The following is a 15,062-nucleotide window of genomic DNA, read 5'->3' as shown; positions in this document are numbered from 1 at the left end:
CCGGTGTCCGGCACAGGGGAGCGGACACCGGGCCTCGGTTGCTTGAGGGGACTCTCAGGAACTCAATACCTCCACCGGCACCCGCCCAGGCGCGCACTCCCCGCCACCAGCACAGTCACCGCTGCCACCCACGTGACCGAGCCCACCCCCCACTCCGTTAGAACTCCCGCAACAATGAACAGGTGATCACCTCACCCGCACGGAGCCCCCACCGTCGCACCGAGCACGCGCCGACCCCCTACGTCGACCTCTCGCGCGACGAGTGGAGCGCACTGCGGGACAAGACCCCGCTGCCGCTGACCGCCGACGAGGTGGAGCGGCTGCGCGGACTCGGGGACGTCATCGACCTGGACGAGGTGCGGGACGTCTACCTGCCGCTCTCCCGGCTGCTCAACCTGTACGTCCAGGCCACCTCCGGGCTGCGCGGCGCGCTGAACACCTTCCTCGGGGACGCCGGGAACGGGCACGGGGCGCAGCGCGGCACCCCGTTCGTCATAGGGGTCGCGGGCAGTGTCGCCGTCGGCAAGTCCACCAGCGCCCGTATCCTCCAGGCGCTGCTGGCCCGCTGGCCCGAGCACCCGCGCGTCGAGCTGGTGACCACGGACGGGTTCCTGCTGCCGATGAAGGAGCTCAAGGCGCGCGGACTGACCTCCCGCAAAGGATTCCCGGAGTCCTACGACCGGCGCGCGCTGACCCGCTTCGTCGCCGACATCAAGGCGGGCAAGGACGAGGTGACCGCGCCCGTCTACTCACACCTGATCTACGACATCGTGCCCGGCGAACGGCTCACCGTGCGCCGCCCCGACATCCTCATCGTCGAGGGCCTCAACGTCCTCCAGCCCGCGCTGCCCGGCAGCGACGGCCGCACCAGGGTCGGGCTCGCCGACTACTTCGACTTCAGCGTGTACGTGGACGCGCGCGCCGAGGACATCGAGACCTGGTATCTGAACCGCTTCCGCAAGCTGCGCGCCACCGCGTTCCAGGACCCGTCCTCGTACTTCCGCAAGTACACCCAGGTCTCCGAGGAGGAGGCGCTGGACTACGCGCGCACCATGTGGCGGACGATCAACAAGCCGAATCTGCTGGAGAACGTCGCGCCGACGCGCGGCCGTGCCACCCTGGTGCTCCGCAAGGGCCCGGACCACAAGGTCCAGAAGCTGTCCCTGCGCAAGCTCTGACCGCTTCGCAACGGGGAGACCGCCCACGTGCTGCACCTGCGTCTGATCGTGCCCGCCGACACCACGGACGAGGCCGTCGCCCTGCTGGAGTCGACCGTCGGCACCGCCCATCTGGTGGTCCTGCCGGGCGCCGCCCGCTCCCCCGCCGGCGACGTGGTGATGTGCGACGTGGCGCGCGAGGCCGGCGACGAGCTGATCGGTGCGCTGCGCCGCCTCGGCATCGACCGGACCGGGTCGATCACCATGGAGAACATGGAGCTGACGCTCTCCGACCACGCCGACCGGGCGGAGGAGGAGGCCCCCGGCGACGGTGCCGACGCGGTGCTGTGGGAGGAGCTGACGGAGGCGACGCACGAGGAGTCGACGTTCTCCGTCACCTACGTCTCCTTCCTCGCCCTCGCCACGATGCTCGCCGCCTGCGGGGTGATGCTCGACAACGCGGTGCTGATCGTGGGCGCGATGGCGGTCGGCCCGGAGTTCGGCCCGCTGGCCGGGATCTCCACGGCCGTGGTGCAGCGCGCCCCGCGCCTGGTGGCGCGGTCGCTGTGGGCCCTGGTCGGCGGCTTCGCCCTGGCGATGCTGATCACCGCGGGCTTCGCCTGGCTGATGGACGCCTTCGGCCTCTTCAACAGCGGGATGATCGACAAGCCCCGGCCCAACACCGGGTTCATCTGGCACCCGGACTGGATGTCGTTCGTCGTGGCGTTCCTCGCGGGCGTCGCCGGGACGCTCTCGCTCACCTCCGCGAAGTCCGGGGCGCTGATCGGGGTGGCGATCTCGGTGACGACCGTCCCGGCCGCCGCCAACGCGGCCGTCGCGTTCAGCTACTCCGACTACCAGCAGACCGTCGGCTCCGGGCAGCAACTGCTCGCCAACCTCGGCGGGATCATCCTCGCGGGCACGCTGACGCTGCTGCTCCAGAAGGCTCTGCTGAGGTTCCGGCGCGCCCGGAAGCCCTCGGCGAGCACACCCGGGGCTTCCGTGCGCGCGTGAGCGTGCGCCGGGCCGCCTCCTCCTGCCGGTGCGAACCGTGCGGGGTCGGTGTAGAGAGGAGGCATGTCCCAGCGCCGCACAGGACCCCGCCCCCGGTGGGCGCTGGTCGCCATCCCGATCGCGTGGATCGTCGCGGTGTCCGTGGTCGACGTGCTCGCCCCGCCCGACATCCATCTCGGTCCGCTGCTCGTCGCGGCCCCGGCGATCACGCCGTCGTTCGGCGGGCCCCGGACCGTGGGGCTGGTCGCGGCGCTGGCGGTCGTCGCGCAGACGCTCATCGGGGTCATCCGCGATCCCGAGGATCTGCTCTCGGCCAACCACGAGGCACAGATCATCGCCCTGGTCCTGGTCGGCACGAGCCTGGTGGTCTTCTGTGTCCTGCGGGAGCGTCGCGCGAAGGAGCTGACACAGGTGCGGTACGTGTCCGAGGTCGCCCAGCGTGTGGTCCTGCCGCCGCTGCCCGGGAAGCTCGGCCCCCTGCGCGCCTCCGCCCTCTACCTCGCCGCGGAGGCCGAGGCCCGGATCGGCGGGGACCTGTACGCGGCGGCACGCACCACCTCCGGAACCCGGCTGATCGTCGGCGATGTGCAGGGCAAGGGGATGACCGCGGTCAACGACGCCGCCCTGCTGCTCGGAGCGTTTCGCATCGCCGCCCACCGCCAGGCCGACCTGGACGAGCTGGTGACCTACCTCGACCGGAGCGTGTGCTGGGACCTGATGGAACCGGGCGAGACGAGCCGCTACGGAGAAACGTTCATCACCGCCACCGTCATGGACATCCCCGACCGTGACGGCCCGGTCCGGATGATCTCCTGCGGACACCCGCCGCCGGTGATCCTGCACGACGGCCGGCCGACGACGATCGACGTCCGTCGCCCCGCGCCCCCGCTGGGCCTGGGCGAACTGACGCACCCCCGGTACCACGTCGACAGCTTCCCGTTCGAGCCGGGAGACCTCCTGCTGCTGCACACGGACGGCGTCACCGAGGCCCGCGACGCCACCGGCGCGTTCTACCCGCTCACCGACCGCATCACCGGCTGGAGCGAGAGCGACCCCGACGCCTTCCTCACCCGCTTCCGGCGCGACCTGCTGCGCCACGTCGGCGGACACCTGAACGACGACGCCGCCATGGTCGTCGTCACGCGCCCCGCCCTGCCCGGCACGTGACCACGCGACACCAGGCGCCACCGCACCGCGCCACGCGGCACCGCGCCACGCGACACCGCACCCCACCACCCGGCCCCGCACGCGAAGGCCCCCGGCGACCACATGGTTTCCCGTAGTCGTCGGGGGCCTTCCGCACGCGGGGCGGGATCGCCGGAGCTCAGCCCAGCGCGGACTTCACCACATCGGCAAGCCGGCCCGCGACGGCCCGCGCCTGCTCGATGTCGGCGGCCTCGACCATGACCCGCACCAGCGGCTCCGTGCCCGACTGGCGCAGCAGTACGCGCCCGGTCTCGCCCAGCGCGCGCTCCGCCTCGACGACCGCGGTGGCCAGCTCGGAGGAGGTGTTCACCCGGGTCTTGTCGACGTCGGGGACGTTGATGAGGACCTGCGGCAGGCGCTGCATGACCCCGGCCAGCTCGGCGAGGCTCCGGCCCGTGGCGGCGACGCGGGCCGCCAGCATCAGGCCGGTCAGCGTGCCGTCGCCGGTCGTGGCGTGGTCCAGGACGATGACGTGCCCGGACTGCTCGCCGCCGAGCGCGAAGCCCTCGGCCTTCATCGACTCCAGGACGTACCGGTCGCCGACCGCCGTCTGGACGAGCCGGATGCCCTCGCGCTCCATGGCCAGCTTGAAGCCGAGGTTCGACATCACGGTGCCGACGACGGTGTCCTTGCGGAGCTGACCGGCGTCCCGCATCGCGAGGGCCAGCACGGCGAGGATCTGGTCGCCGTCGACCTCCTCGCCCGCCGCGTCCACGGCGAGGCAGCGGTCGGCGTCGCCGTCGTGCGCGATGCCGAGGTCGGCCCCGTGCTCGACGACGGCGGCCCGCAGCAGCTCCAGGTGGGTGGAGCCGCAGCCGTCGTTGATGTTCAGGCCGTCCGGGTCCGCCCCGATGGTGACGACCTCGGCCCCGGCCCGCGCGAACGCCTCGGGCGAGACCCGGGCGGCGGCGCCGTGCGCCTCGTCCAGGACAACCTTGAGACCGTCGAGCCGGTTGGGCAGGACGCCGATGAGGTGGGCGACGTACCGGTCGAAGCCCTCCGTGTAGTCGGTGACCCGGCCGACGCCGGCGCCGGTCGGGCGGCTCCACGGCTCACCCGTGCGGTGCTGCTCGTAGACCGTCTCGATCCGGTCCTCCAGCTCGTCGGCGAGCTTGTGACCGCCGCGCGCGAAGAACTTGACGCCGTTGTCGGGCATCGCGTTGTGACTGGCGGAGAGCATCACGCCGATGTCCGCGCCGAGCGAGCCGGTCAGATACGCCACGGCGGGCGTCGGCAGGACGCCGACGCGCAGCACGTCCACACCGGCGCTGGCCAGGCCCGCCACGACGGCGGCCTCCAGGAACTCTCCGGAGGCCCGCGGATCACGTCCGACCACGGCGGTCGGGCGATGGCCCGCGAAGGTGCCCGCCTCGGCGAGTACGTGCGCCGCCGCGACCGAGAGGCCGAGCGCGAGCTCGGCCGTCAGATCGGCGTTGGCGACACCGCGTACCCCGTCCGTACCGAAGAGTCGTCCCACTGGTGTCCTCCGAAGTGCTCCGAAACCACAAACCACTGCACAGCAAACGAACCGAGCAACCAAACAACGCAAGCAACGCAAGCAACGCTCGCAAGGAAAGCGACGAATAGACGCGAAGAGGCACGTCGGGCGGCGTGGCGCGACCGACCTGCCGATGCGCGACAGCGCTCACCGGGTTCGCGGTCCCGTCCCTTCCCGTCCGGCCAGGCGCCCGGTCCGATGAACGCCTTATGCCGTTATACGCCCGCGGGCGCCGATAAACGAACGCCCCAGCGGCACGGAGTGTGCCGCCGGGGCGAACGTGGCAGTCGAGCAGGCGATGCTTAGCGCTTGCTGTACTGCGGGGCCTTACGGGCCTTCTTGAGACCGGCCTTCTTGCGCTCGACCGCACGGTCGTCGCGGGAGAGGAAGCCGGCCTTCTTCAGCGTGGCGCGGTTGTTGTCCACGTCCGCCTCGTTCAGCGAGCGGGCCACACCGAGGCGCAGCGCGCCGGCCTGACCGGAGACACCGCCGCCCGAGATGCGGGCCACGACGTCGTAGCGACCGTCGAGCTCGAGAACCTTGAAGGGCTCGTTGACTTCCTGCTGGTGCACCTTGTTGGGGAAGTAGTCCTCAAGGGTGCGACCGTTGATCTTCCACTTGCCGGTGCCCGGGATGATCCGGACGCGGGCGATGGCGTTCTTGCGACGGCCAAGGCCGGCCGCGGGCTGCGGGTCGCCGAAGCGGCCCGCGAGCGACTCGGAGGTGTACTCACCCTCGACGGGGACCTCGGACTCGAAGGTGGTCACCTCGGCAAAGGTCTCCTCGCCCTCGGTGCCCTCGACGGGGGTCTCAACAGTGGTCTCGGCCACGATTCTCCTCAGATCTTTCTGTATGTCTTAGGGGGTGGCCGGAACTACTGCGCGACCTGGGTGATCTCGAACGGGACCGGCTGCTGAGCAGCGTGCGGGTGCTGGTCGCCCGCGTAGACCTTGAGCTTCGAGATCATCTGACGGCCCAGGGTGTTCTTGGGGATCATGCCCTTGATGGCCTTCTCGACGGCCTTCTCGGGGTTCTTCGAGAGCAGCTCGTCGTAGCGCACCGAACGGAGACCGCCCGGGAAGCCGGAGTGGCGGTACGCCATCTTCTGGGTCTTCTTGTTGCCGGACAGGTGAACCTTGTCGGCGTTGATGATGATGACGAAGTCGCCCATGTCCATGTGGGGGGCGTAGATCGCCTTGTGCTTGCCTCGGAGGAGGTTCGCAGCCGTGGTGGCCAGACGGCCCAGAACGATGTCCTGAGCGTCAATGATGTGCCACTGGCGCGTGACATCGCCGGGCTTGGGGCTGTACGTACGCACTTCGCAGCCTTCGCTTCTTCAGTGGATGGGATCCAGACACACGGCACCTCTGAAGCGATATGCAGCTGGGGCTCACAAGGCCGGGGACGCTGCCCGTATGCGAGCCACTGGTAACTGCTCCAGGGAACCTACGTAAGGCCCTTCGCGTGAGAACGACGAAGCCAATACGTATAACAAACCGAGAGCCTACCGGGGAGCCCCCGCACGGGTCAAAACGACCCCGCCGAACCAGCCCCCCACCGCACCCGTCCCAACCCGACCGCACCCCTCAGCCCCGCCGGCGCTTGAGTCGACCGTACCCAGCCCCGCCGGCGCTTGAGGCGCGGGGGCCCGGGGGCAGCGCCCCCGCAACGACGCCGCACGGCACCCCGCGCCCGCACCCGCCCCCGACTCACCCCACCCCGCCGACCGCCAAGGTCACCGCACCCGCTGAACCCTCCGCTCGTCCCACACCGGCTCAGCCGTCTCCCGGACGACCCCGTCCGACCCGAAGACCAGATACCGGTCGAAGGACTTCGCGAACCACCGGTCGTGCGTGACGGCCATCACCGTGCCGTCGTACACCTCGAGACCGTCCTGCAACGCCTCCGCAGACTCCAGGTCCAGGTTGTCCGTGGGCTCGTCCAGCAGCAGCGCCGTCGTGCCGGCCAGCTCCAGGAGGAGGATCTGGAACCGCGCCTGCTGCCCGCCGGACAGCTTCTCGAACGGCTGGTCCCCCTGCCGCTCCAGCTCGTAGCGCCGCAGCACCGACATCGCCCCGCCCCGGTCCTTGGCGTGCTCGGACCAGAGGATCTCCACCAGCGTCTTGCCGAGCAGCTCCGGATGCGCGTGCGTCTGGGCGAAGTGCCCGGGCACGACCCGCGCCCCGAGCTTCCACTCCCCGGTGTGTGCCACCGGCTCCCCCGCCAGCAGCCGCAGGAAGTGCGACTTGCCCGACCCGTTGGAGCCGAGGACCGCGACCCGCTCCCCGTAGTAGATCTCCAGGTCGAACGGCTTCATCAGCCCGGTCAGCTCCAGGCCCTTGCAGGTCACCGCCCGCACCCCGGTCCGCCCGCCGCGCAGCCGCATCCTGATGTCCTGCTCACGCGGCGGCTCCGGCGGCGGGCCGGCCTCCTCGAACTTCTTGAAGCGGGTCTGCATCGCGTGGTAGCGGTTCGCCATGTCGGGGCTGTTCGCCGCCTGCTGCCGCATCCGCAGGACGAGCGCCTTCAGCCGGGCATGCTCCTCCTGCCAGCGCCGCAGCAGCTCCTCGAACCGGGCGAAGCGCTCCTTGCGCGCTTCGTGGTAGGTGGCGAAGCCGCCGCCGTGCACCCACACGTCGCTGCCCGCCGGACTCGGCTCGACACTGACGATCTTCTCGGCGGCACGGGACAACAGCTCCCGGTCGTGGGAGACGAAGAGGACCGTCTTACGGGTCTCCTTCAGCTTCCCCTCCAGCCACCGCTTGCCCGGCACGTCCAGATAGTTGTCCGGCTCGTCCAGCAGCAGGACCTCGTCGGGCCCGCGCAGCAGCGCCTCCAGCACCAGCCGCTTCTGCTCACCGCCGCTGAGCGTGCGGACCTCACGCCACTGCGCCTTCTCGTACGGGACGCCCAGCGCGGCCATGGTGCACATGTCCCAGACCGTCTCGGCCTCGTAGCCCCGCGCCTCCGCCCAGTCGCTCAGCGCCTGCGCGTACGCCATCTGCGCGGCCTCGTCGTCGACGGTGAGAATGCGCTCCTCCGCCGCGTCGACGGCCTTGGCGGCCTCCCTGATCCGAGGCTGGGCCACGGAGACCAACAGGTCCCGTACCGTCCGCTCGTCCCGCACCGAGCCCACGAACTGGGGCATGACGCCGAGCCCGCCGCTCACCGACACCGTGCCGCCGTGCGGCTGGAGCTCACCGGCGAGCAGCCGCAGCAAGGTCGTCTTGCCGGCGCCGTTCGCCCCGACGAGCGCGACGACGGCCCCGTCGGCCACCCGGAACGAGGCGTCGCCGAGCAGCACCCGCCCGTCCGGTAGGTAGTACTCCAGGTGGCCTGCTTCGAGATGTCCCATACAGAGCATTGTCACGGTCCGCGAACGGTTGTCCCAACCGGTTTACGTCTCCCTCTAAACTGCGCGCATGAGCTTTGGGCAAGGGGGGGCCTCCTGGGGGCCCGGGGGCGACGGGACTCCGGACTGGGCGGCGCTGGCGGAGGAATCCGCGGCGCGCGCCCGCCGGAAGAAGCTGATGATGATCGGTGGTGGCGCGCTGGCCACCGTGGCGATAGGCGCGATCGTGACCACGGCCGTGGTCACGTCGAACGGCGGCGGCACGGGCAAGGCGGACAAGAACGCGAGCCGGCTGCCCGCGCCCGCCGACCTCCCCGAGGACACCTCGGCGCCCGCGCCCTCGTTCTCCTCGGTCGCACCGCCGCCCCCGCCGGACCCCAAGGACTACATCTCCAGCGCCGAGAAGGACAGGGCGCCGATCACCGTCGACGGGTTCTTCCCCGGCAAGCGGCTCACCATGGGCGACCGCGTCCACCTCAAGGGCGCGACGAGCGACACCACGAAGTGCACGACGGGCACCCAGGGCGCCCTCGGCCAGGTCCTCGCGAACAACGGCTGCGACCGGCTGATCCGGGCCACCTACCGCAAGGACGGGGTGGCGGTCACGGTCGGCATCGCCGTCTTCGAGACCGAGGCCCGCGCGAAGAAGGCCGTCGACCAGAGCTCGGGCGGCCTCGCCTCCCTCAACGGTGGAGGCGTCGACACCTTCTGCCGGGGCGGCACGGTCTGCCTGCGCACCGCCAACTCCTACGGCCGCTACGCCTACTTCACCGTCAGCGGCTTCCTCAACGGCAAGCGGGTCACGACGGCCGACAAGGGCGTCTACGCGGTCAACAGGGACCTGACGAACTTCACGTTCCGTCAGATCCACCGCCGGGGCCAGATCCAGGCCTCGCAGGCGGCGCAGGCCGGTTCGTAGCCGGGCCGCCCCAGCAGGACCACGCACGGGGCCAGAGGTTCAGAACTCCAGGCTCCCGGACACCGCACGCCCCCACAGAAGCTGAACGTGTTCAATAATGGACACGCGAGGGCCCGTGCCCCCGCCGGGGGGCGCGAGCCCTCCGCACGCCGAGACACGTGCGAAGGACGACTCCCATGAGCAACCCGGCAGCCCCGACCGACACCAGAGACTGGAGCACACCCGCGACCCGGAGGACGGCCCGCCGCTTCGCCGCCGGCTACGTCGGCCTGGCCCTGGCCGTCGCCCTGGCGGACGAGATCGCCGGTCATCCGTCGGCCCTCGACGCGACGACGACCCTGATGTCCTTCCCGGGCACCATCCTGGTGCTGGTCGCCGTGGTCTATCCGCTCGTGCTGCTGCTCGGTGACAGCTCCGGCACGGAGGAGACCGGGTTCAGCCTCCTGGCGCCCTTGTTCCAGGGGGCCGGGGCGCTGGTCAACGTCCTGATCCTGTGGGGCGCCATCGCCTTCGTACGCCACTTCAGGAACGAGGCCCGCCGCAGCCGCCGGCGCTGAGCACGTACGCCCTCAACAACATCCCGCCCCCGGCAACGTCCTGACGTTCCGCGCCTCCACGGCACGGGCCGCCAGCAACTCGTCGGCCGGGTAAGCCACTTCCTCCAGCGTCAGCCCGTGCGGCCGCACCACGTGCACCCCGGGGTCGCGCACCTTCGCGGCGAGCACCTCGGCGGGCCAGCCGGCCGGCCGTCGCCCGTCGCCGACGAACAGCGCCGCCCCGATCAGGGCCCGCACCATGTTGTGGCAGAACGCGTCCGCCCGCACGGTCGCGGTCAGCACCCCGGATGCCGGATCCCGTACCCAACTCAGCTCCTGGAGCGTACGGATGGTCGTCGCGCCCTCCCGCTTCTTGCAATAGGCGGCGAAGTCGTGCTCGCCCACCATCAGCGCGGCCGCCTCGTTCATCGCGTCCACGTCCAACGGCCGGTCGTGCCACAGCACATGACCCCGGATCAGCGGATCGACCCCGCCGGGCCGGTCCCCCACCCGGTACGCGTACCGCCGCCACAGCGCGGAGAACCGGGCGTTGAACCCGGCCGGAGCGGGGGCCGCCCGCCAGATCCGTACGTCCAGCGGCAGCCGGCCCGCCAGCCGCCGCAGCAGCTTCTCCTCGTGCTCGGCCCAGACCGCCTCCGGCAGGTCCACATGGGCCACCTGGCCGCGCGCGTGCACCCCGGCGTCCGTCCGGCCCGCCACCGTCAGGTCGTACGTCACGGCGGAGCGGGTCACGGTCCGCAGCGCGTCCTCGATCTCACCCTGCACCGTGCGCCGGCTGGTCTGCTTCGCCCAGCCGGAGAAGTCCTTGCCGTCATAGGCCAGGTCCAACCGCACCCGTACGAACCCGGGCTCCGCCTCGTCACTCACCGCGTCATCCTTTCGACTCCCCTGCTCAGCAGAACGGGCCCGCACCGCCCCGAAGGGTGATGCGGGCCCGTCCCGTGTGGTCGCTAGAACGCTCAGGCGTCCTTGGACTCCGCGTCGTCGGCCGGCTTGGCGTCCTCGACGGACTCGGCCGCGGGGGCCTCGTCCTTCTTGAGGCCGTCTTCCTTGACCGCACGCTTCGTGGCGGCCTCGGCCTCACCGGTGGCCTGCTGGGCCACGGTCAGCGCCTCGACCAGCTCGATGACCGCCATCGGGGCGTTGTCGCCACGACGGTTGCCGATCTTGGTGATACGGGTGTAACCACCGGGGCGGTTCTCGTATCGGGGAGCGATCTCGGTGAAGAGCGTGTGGACGATGCTCTTGTCCGTGATCGTCTGGAGCACCAGGCGACGGTTGTGGATGTCGCCCTTCTTCGCCTTGGTGACGAGGCGCTCGGCGACCGGACGCAGGCGACGGGCCTTGGCCTCGGTCGTCGTGATGCGGCCGTGCTCGAACAGCGACTTCGCCAGGTTGGCGAGGAGCAGACGCTCGTGCGCGGCGCTGCCGCCCAGACGGGCACCCTTTGCGGGACGCGGCATGGTGATTCTCCTTGTGTGCTGCACCGGCCGTATCAGGTACCGGTGTCAGTTCCCGCGAGGCGGACGCCTCCCGGAAGTCATAGCGGCCGTTCGGGCTGGGAGCCCGTCCGACGTTCGCCGGACATCAGCCAAAATCAAGCCCGTCCGGCGATTGAGGACAAAGCCTCATTCCCGGCCCGGGGGCACCTCCAAATCGGGCACCCCCAGCCGGGAGGCGGATCAGTACTGCTCGGTCTCCACGAAACCGGCGTCCGCGTCGTCGTCGGCGCCGAAGGCGTCGGCGGCGGCGGTCGGGTCGAAGCCGGGAGGCGAGTCCTTGAGCGCGAGGCCCATACCGGCCAGCTTCGCCTTGACCTCGTCGATCGACTTGGCGCCGAAGTTGCGGATGTCGAGCAGGTCCGCCTCGGAACGGGCCACGAGCTCACCCACGGAGTGGATGCCCTCGCGCTTGAGGCAGTTGTACGACCGAACGGTGAGCTCCAGCTCCTCGATCGGCAGGGCGAGATCGGCGGCGAGCGCCGCGTCCGTCGGCGACGGGCCCATGTCGATGCCCTCGGCGTCGATGTTGAGCTCGCGCGCCAGACCGAACAGCTCGACCAGGGTCTTACCGGCCGACGCCATGGCGTCACGGGGACGCATGGCCTGCTTGGTCTCGACGTCGACGATCAGCTTGTCGAAGTCGGTGCGCTGCTCGACACGGGTCGCCTCGACCTTGTACGTGACCTTGAGCACCGGCGAGTAGATGGAGTCGACCGGGATGCGGCCGATCTCCTGGCCGACCTGCTTGTTCTGGACGGCGGAGACGTAGCCGCGACCGCGCTCGACGGTCAGCTCCATCTCCAGCTTGCCCTTGCCGTTGAGCGTGGCGAGAACGAGGTCGGGGTTGTGCACCTCGACACCGGCCGGGGGCGCGATGTCGGCGGCGGTGACCAGACCCGGGCCCTGCTTGCGCAGGTACATCACGACGGGCTCGTCGTGCTCCGAGGAGACGACCAGCTGCTTGATGTTGAGGATGAGGTCGGTCACGTCCTCCTTGACGCCCGGCACGGTGGTGAACTCGTGCAGGACCCCGTCGATCCGGATGCTGGTGACAGCGGCACCGGGGATCGAGGAGAGGAGGGTGCGGCGGAGGGAGTTGCCGAGGGTGTAACCGAAGCCCGGCTCCAGCGGCTCGATCACGAACCGGGAGCGGAACTCGTCGACGACCTCTTCGGTCAGCGACGGACGCTGAGCGATAAGCATGCGGTGATCCTTCAGTCGTGGGCACCCACTATTTGATGCCCGACAGATGTAACAAGGGTACGGGCGGTACGCCCCGTAAGAGGTGTACCGCCCGGACCGAACGCTACTGACGCACGGCCGTCACCGGCCGTGACGCATCAGACGCGGCGACGCTTCGGCGGACGGCAGCCGTTGTGCGGCGTCGGGGTGACGTCCTGGATCGAACCGACCTCCAGGCCCGTGGCCTGGAGGGAGCGGATCGCGGTCTCACGGCCGGAGCCGGGACCCTTGACGAAGACGTCGACCTTGCGCATGCCGTGCTCCTGCGCGCGGCGGGCGGCCGACTCGGCGGCCATCTGCGCGGCGAAGGGGGTGGACTTGCGCGAGCCCTTGAAGCCGACGTGGCCGGCGGAGGCCCAGGAGATCACGTTGCCCGAGGGGTCCGTGATCGAGACGATGGTGTTGTTGAACGTGCTCTTGATGTGCGCGTGGCCGTGAGCGACGTTCTTCTTTTCCTTGCGACGCACCTTCTTGGCTGCGCCCTGACGACCCTTGGGGGGCATGTCTTGACTCCAGATGGAGAGGGGAGGTGATCGGTCCTACAGCGAAGACCGCTGGTTGCTGCGGGTTCCGGGGAACCGGAGGTCCGCAGTGCGTCCGCTGAGGACTACTTCTTGCCCGGCTTCTTCTTACCGGCGATGGCGCGACGCGGGCCCTTGCGGGTACGCGCGTTCGTGCTGGTGCGCTGACCGTGGACCGGCAGACCGCGGCGGTGACGAATGCCCTGGTAGCAGCCGATCTCGATCTTGCGGCGGATGTCGCCCTGGACCTCACGGCGGAGGTCACCCTCGGTGCGGAGGTTGGCGTCCACGTACTCGCGGATCTTGACGAGGTCTTCCTCGGCAAGGTCGCGGACGCGGGAGTCCGGGTTCACGCCGGTGGAGGCGAGGATCTCCTTGGACCGGGTGCGCCCGATGCCGAAGACGTAGGTGAGGGCAACCTCCACGCGCTTTTCGCGCGGGATGTCAACACCTGAAACGCGTGCCATTCAATGGCTCCAGTTGTTAGATCGGGGGTCTTCCGCAGTGCCACTCCCGACCGCCGACCGCTCGCGAGGAGCGGTGGTACGTCCGGGTCCCCGGCCCCCGCCGGAGGTGTCGTCAGCCGTGGCTTGGACGGGCTCTGCGTATGTACGAGTTACGTGCGTCGCGCGAAGAACTGCGAGATGCAGGCGGTCGTGCGTCAGCCCTGGCGCTGCTTGTGGCGCAGGTTGTCGCAGATGACCATGACCCGACCGTGACGGCGGATCACCTTGCACTTGTCGCAGATCTTCTTGACGCTCGGCTTGACCTTCATGGGATGTCAGGTTCTCCGGGTCAGTGCCATCACCCGCCGAAACGGGGTGCCGGCAAGATCTACTTGTAGCGGTAGACGATCCGGCCACGCGTCAGGTCGTACGGAGAGAGCTCCACCACGACCCGGTCATCCGGGAGGATGCGGATGTAGTGCATCCGCATCTTGCCGCTGATGTGCGCCAGGACCTTGTGACCGTTCTGGAGCTCCACCTTGAACATTGCGTTCGGGAGGGACTCGATCACGGTGCCCTCAATCTCGATGGCACCTTGCTTCTTGGCCACGCTTCGCCTTTCGAATCGGCTACCTTGATCGGCTCTTGATTGTCGGTGTGCTGATATGCGGGCACACTGATGCACGAGAGCCGACGAGTCAGTCTACGTCAGCGGACTCCAAAAGACGAATCCGTCAAGTTTGCCCAGCCGGGGTGATCCTTAGACCTCCCCGAGGGGTCACATCACCCGAGAGGGTCGGGAGCCGCCTCGACGCCGTACTCCGCGAGCTTCGCCCTGCCGCAGTCCGGAGCGGTCAGGACCAGCGGGCCCTGCTCGGTCAGCGCGATGGAGTGCTCCCAGTGCGAGGACCAGGTGCCGTCCGTCGTGATGACCGTCCAGTCGTCGCTCAGGGTCTCCGTGCGCGCCGTGCCGAGCGACACCATGGGCTCGATCGCCAGGCAGACGCCCGGGACCAGCTTGATGCCCTTGCCGCGCTTGCGGGAGACGTAGTTCAGCAGGTGCGGGTCCATGTGCATCTCGGTGCCGATGCCGTGGCCGCCGAAGTCCTCGATGATCCCGTACTTCCCGGTCGCCGGCCGGGGCTGGCGACGGATGTAGGACTCGATCGACCGGGAGATGTCGACGAGGCGGTTGTTCACCTTCATCGCGGCGATCCCGGCCCACATCGACTCCTCGGTCACCCGGGAGAGCTCGATCAGCTCCGGAGCGTGACCGGTGCCCACGAAGGCCGTGTAGGCCGCGTCGCCGTGCCAGCCGTCGACGATCGCGCCGGCGTCGATCGAGATGATGTCGCCGTCCTTCAGGACCGTCTTCTCGTCCGGGATGCCGTGGACGACGACCTCGTTGACCGAGGTGCAGATGGTCGCGGGGAACCCGCCGTAGCCGAGGAAGTTCGACTTGGCTCCGTGGTCGGCGATCACCTTGCGGGCGACCTGGTCCAGGTCGTGCGTGGTGGCTCCCGGAAGGGCCGCCTCACGGGTGGCGGCGTGAATGGCAGCGACCACCAGGCCCGCCTCGCGCATCTTCGCGATCTGCTCGGGGGTCTTGATCTGCACCATTGCTCGGCGCCTCTCTGCATCGACGGTG

The 15,062-nt window shown here is 69.7% G+C and carries 17 protein-coding genes; 5 read left to right on the top strand and 12 right to left on the bottom strand.

The window, feature by feature from the left end:
• The first annotated feature begins 182 nt into the window (after nucleotides 1–182).
• The 3 genes from coaA (at nucleotide 183) to ACIRJT_RS02135 (ending at nucleotide 3,338) form a co-directional block, all read left to right on the top strand.
• Nucleotides 183–1,178, top strand: coding sequence for a type I pantothenate kinase (coaA, locus tag ACIRJT_RS02145; protein WP_007453141.1), 996 nt, complete (start codon nucleotides 183–185; stop codon nucleotides 1,176–1,178).
• 27 nt (nucleotides 1,179–1,205) lie between these two features.
• A complete protein-coding gene (locus ACIRJT_RS02140; RefSeq protein WP_403903279.1) occupies nucleotides 1,206–2,171 on the top strand; it encodes a DUF389 domain-containing protein in 966 nt (321 codons plus the stop codon).
• 63 nt (nucleotides 2,172–2,234) lie between these two features.
• Nucleotides 2,235–3,338, top strand: coding sequence for a PP2C family protein-serine/threonine phosphatase (locus tag ACIRJT_RS02135; RefSeq protein WP_403903276.1), 1,104 nt, complete (start codon nucleotides 2,235–2,237; stop codon nucleotides 3,336–3,338).
• Nucleotides 3,339–3,495: 157 nt separating this feature from the next.
• Here the strand turns inward: ACIRJT_RS02135 and glmM are convergent, their stop codons facing one another.
• The 4 genes from glmM to ACIRJT_RS02115 form a co-directional block, all read right to left on the bottom strand.
• Nucleotides 3,496–4,854 carry a phosphoglucosamine mutase gene (glmM, locus tag ACIRJT_RS02130; protein ID WP_403903273.1) on the bottom strand — a complete coding sequence of 453 codons (1,359 nt, stop codon included), beginning with the start codon at nucleotides 4,852–4,854 and terminating at the stop codon, nucleotides 3,496–3,498.
• 323 nt (nucleotides 4,855–5,177) lie between these two features.
• On the bottom strand, nucleotides 5,178–5,705 hold the full coding sequence (gene rpsI, locus ACIRJT_RS02125; protein ID WP_007453146.1) for a 30S ribosomal protein S9: 528 nt from the start codon (nucleotides 5,703–5,705) through the stop codon (nucleotides 5,178–5,180).
• A gap of 44 nt (nucleotides 5,706–5,749) precedes the next feature.
• Nucleotides 5,750–6,193 (bottom strand): 50S ribosomal protein L13, encoded by a 444-nt coding sequence (gene rplM, locus ACIRJT_RS02120; RefSeq protein WP_352240245.1) that lies wholly within the window; start codon nucleotides 6,191–6,193, stop codon nucleotides 5,750–5,752.
• A gap of 417 nt (nucleotides 6,194–6,610) precedes the next feature.
• Nucleotides 6,611–8,230, bottom strand: a complete 1,620-nt coding sequence (locus ACIRJT_RS02115; protein ID WP_403903268.1) for an ABC-F family ATP-binding cassette domain-containing protein — start codon at nucleotides 8,228–8,230, stop codon at nucleotides 6,611–6,613.
• A gap of 67 nt (nucleotides 8,231–8,297) precedes the next feature.
• Here ACIRJT_RS02115 and ACIRJT_RS02110 point away from each other — a divergent pair, with 67 nt between their 5' ends.
• Nucleotides 8,298–9,146, top strand: coding sequence for a hypothetical protein (locus ACIRJT_RS02110; protein WP_403903266.1), 849 nt, complete (start codon nucleotides 8,298–8,300; stop codon nucleotides 9,144–9,146).
• A 176-nt stretch (nucleotides 9,147–9,322) separates the two neighbouring features.
• A complete protein-coding gene (locus tag ACIRJT_RS02105; RefSeq protein WP_403903263.1) occupies nucleotides 9,323–9,703 on the top strand; it encodes a hypothetical protein in 381 nt (126 codons plus the stop codon).
• Between the two features lie 12 nt (nucleotides 9,704–9,715).
• Here ACIRJT_RS02105 and truA read toward each other — a convergent pair whose 3' ends face one another.
• The 8 genes from truA to map all read right to left on the bottom strand — a co-directional run bounded on the left by truA (nucleotide 9,716) and on the right by map (nucleotide 15,034).
• Nucleotides 9,716–10,570, bottom strand: a complete 855-nt coding sequence (truA, locus tag ACIRJT_RS02100) for a tRNA pseudouridine(38-40) synthase TruA (RefSeq protein WP_403903261.1) — start codon at nucleotides 10,568–10,570, stop codon at nucleotides 9,716–9,718.
• Nucleotides 10,571–10,662: 92 nt separating this feature from the next.
• Complete coding sequence (rplQ, locus tag ACIRJT_RS02095; RefSeq protein WP_403903258.1) at nucleotides 10,663–11,166, bottom strand: 50S ribosomal protein L17; 504 nt, start codon at nucleotides 11,164–11,166, stop codon at nucleotides 10,663–10,665.
• Between the two features lie 219 nt (nucleotides 11,167–11,385).
• Nucleotides 11,386–12,408 carry a DNA-directed RNA polymerase subunit alpha gene (locus ACIRJT_RS02090; RefSeq protein ID WP_003966937.1) on the bottom strand — a complete coding sequence of 341 codons (1,023 nt, stop codon included), beginning with the start codon at nucleotides 12,406–12,408 and terminating at the stop codon, nucleotides 11,386–11,388.
• Nucleotides 12,409–12,545: 137 nt separating this feature from the next.
• Nucleotides 12,546–12,950 carry a 30S ribosomal protein S11 gene (gene rpsK / locus ACIRJT_RS02085; RefSeq protein WP_003956432.1) on the bottom strand — a complete coding sequence of 135 codons (405 nt, stop codon included), beginning with the start codon at nucleotides 12,948–12,950 and terminating at the stop codon, nucleotides 12,546–12,548.
• A gap of 104 nt (nucleotides 12,951–13,054) precedes the next feature.
• The gene (gene rpsM / locus ACIRJT_RS02080; protein ID WP_403676659.1) at nucleotides 13,055–13,435 is read right to left on the bottom strand and encodes a 30S ribosomal protein S13; all 381 of its coding nucleotides are present in this window, start codon (nucleotides 13,433–13,435) and stop codon (nucleotides 13,055–13,057) included.
• Nucleotides 13,436–13,629: 194 nt separating this feature from the next.
• Nucleotides 13,630–13,743 (bottom strand): 50S ribosomal protein L36, encoded by a 114-nt coding sequence (gene rpmJ / locus ACIRJT_RS02075; RefSeq protein ID WP_003956441.1) that lies wholly within the window; start codon nucleotides 13,741–13,743, stop codon nucleotides 13,630–13,632.
• A gap of 59 nt (nucleotides 13,744–13,802) precedes the next feature.
• Complete coding sequence (gene infA / locus ACIRJT_RS02070) at nucleotides 13,803–14,024, bottom strand: translation initiation factor IF-1 (protein ID WP_003956442.1); 222 nt, start codon at nucleotides 14,022–14,024, stop codon at nucleotides 13,803–13,805.
• Between the two features lie 173 nt (nucleotides 14,025–14,197).
• A complete protein-coding gene (map, locus tag ACIRJT_RS02065; protein WP_403903256.1) occupies nucleotides 14,198–15,034 on the bottom strand; it encodes a type I methionyl aminopeptidase in 837 nt (278 codons plus the stop codon).
• Between the last annotated feature and the right edge of the window lie 28 nt (nucleotides 15,035–15,062).

Origin of the sequence: Streptomyces sp. NPDC102283 (assembly GCF_044766265.1) — a bacterium.
GTDB lineage: Bacteria > Actinomycetota > Actinomycetes > Streptomycetales > Streptomycetaceae > Streptomyces.
This window is presented reverse-complemented; position numbering and strand designations above follow the sequence as displayed.

Excerpts from the sequence above, each read along its gene's own strand:
- ACIRJT_RS02090 (WP_003966937.1), bottom strand. The coding sequence starts at position 12,408 with ATGCTTATCGCTCAGCGTCCGTCGCTGACCGAAGAGGTCGTCGACGAG.
- ACIRJT_RS02135 (WP_403903276.1), top strand. The coding sequence starts at position 2,235 with ATGTCCCAGCGCCGCACAGGACCCCGCCCCCGGTGGGCGCTGGTCGCC.
- rpmJ (WP_003956441.1), bottom strand. The coding sequence starts at position 13,743 with ATGAAGGTCAAGCCGAGCGTCAAGAAGATCTGCGACAAGTGCAAGGTG.
- rpsK (WP_003956432.1), bottom strand. The coding sequence starts at position 12,950 with ATGCCCCCCAAGGGTCGTCAGGGCGCAGCCAAGAAGGTGCGTCGCAAG.
- rplQ (WP_403903258.1), bottom strand. The coding sequence starts at position 11,166 with ATGCCGCGTCCCGCAAAGGGTGCCCGTCTGGGCGGCAGCGCCGCGCAC.
- ACIRJT_RS02105 (WP_403903263.1), top strand. The coding sequence starts at position 9,323 with ATGAGCAACCCGGCAGCCCCGACCGACACCAGAGACTGGAGCACACCC.
- ACIRJT_RS02115 (WP_403903268.1), bottom strand. The coding sequence starts at position 8,230 with ATGGGACATCTCGAAGCAGGCCACCTGGAGTACTACCTACCGGACGGG.
- rpsM (WP_403676659.1), bottom strand. The coding sequence starts at position 13,435 with ATGGCACGCGTTTCAGGTGTTGACATCCCGCGCGAAAAGCGCGTGGAG.
- map (WP_403903256.1), bottom strand. The coding sequence starts at position 15,034 with ATGGTGCAGATCAAGACCCCCGAGCAGATCGCGAAGATGCGCGAGGCG.
- ACIRJT_RS02110 (WP_403903266.1), top strand. The coding sequence starts at position 8,298 with ATGAGCTTTGGGCAAGGGGGGGCCTCCTGGGGGCCCGGGGGCGACGGG.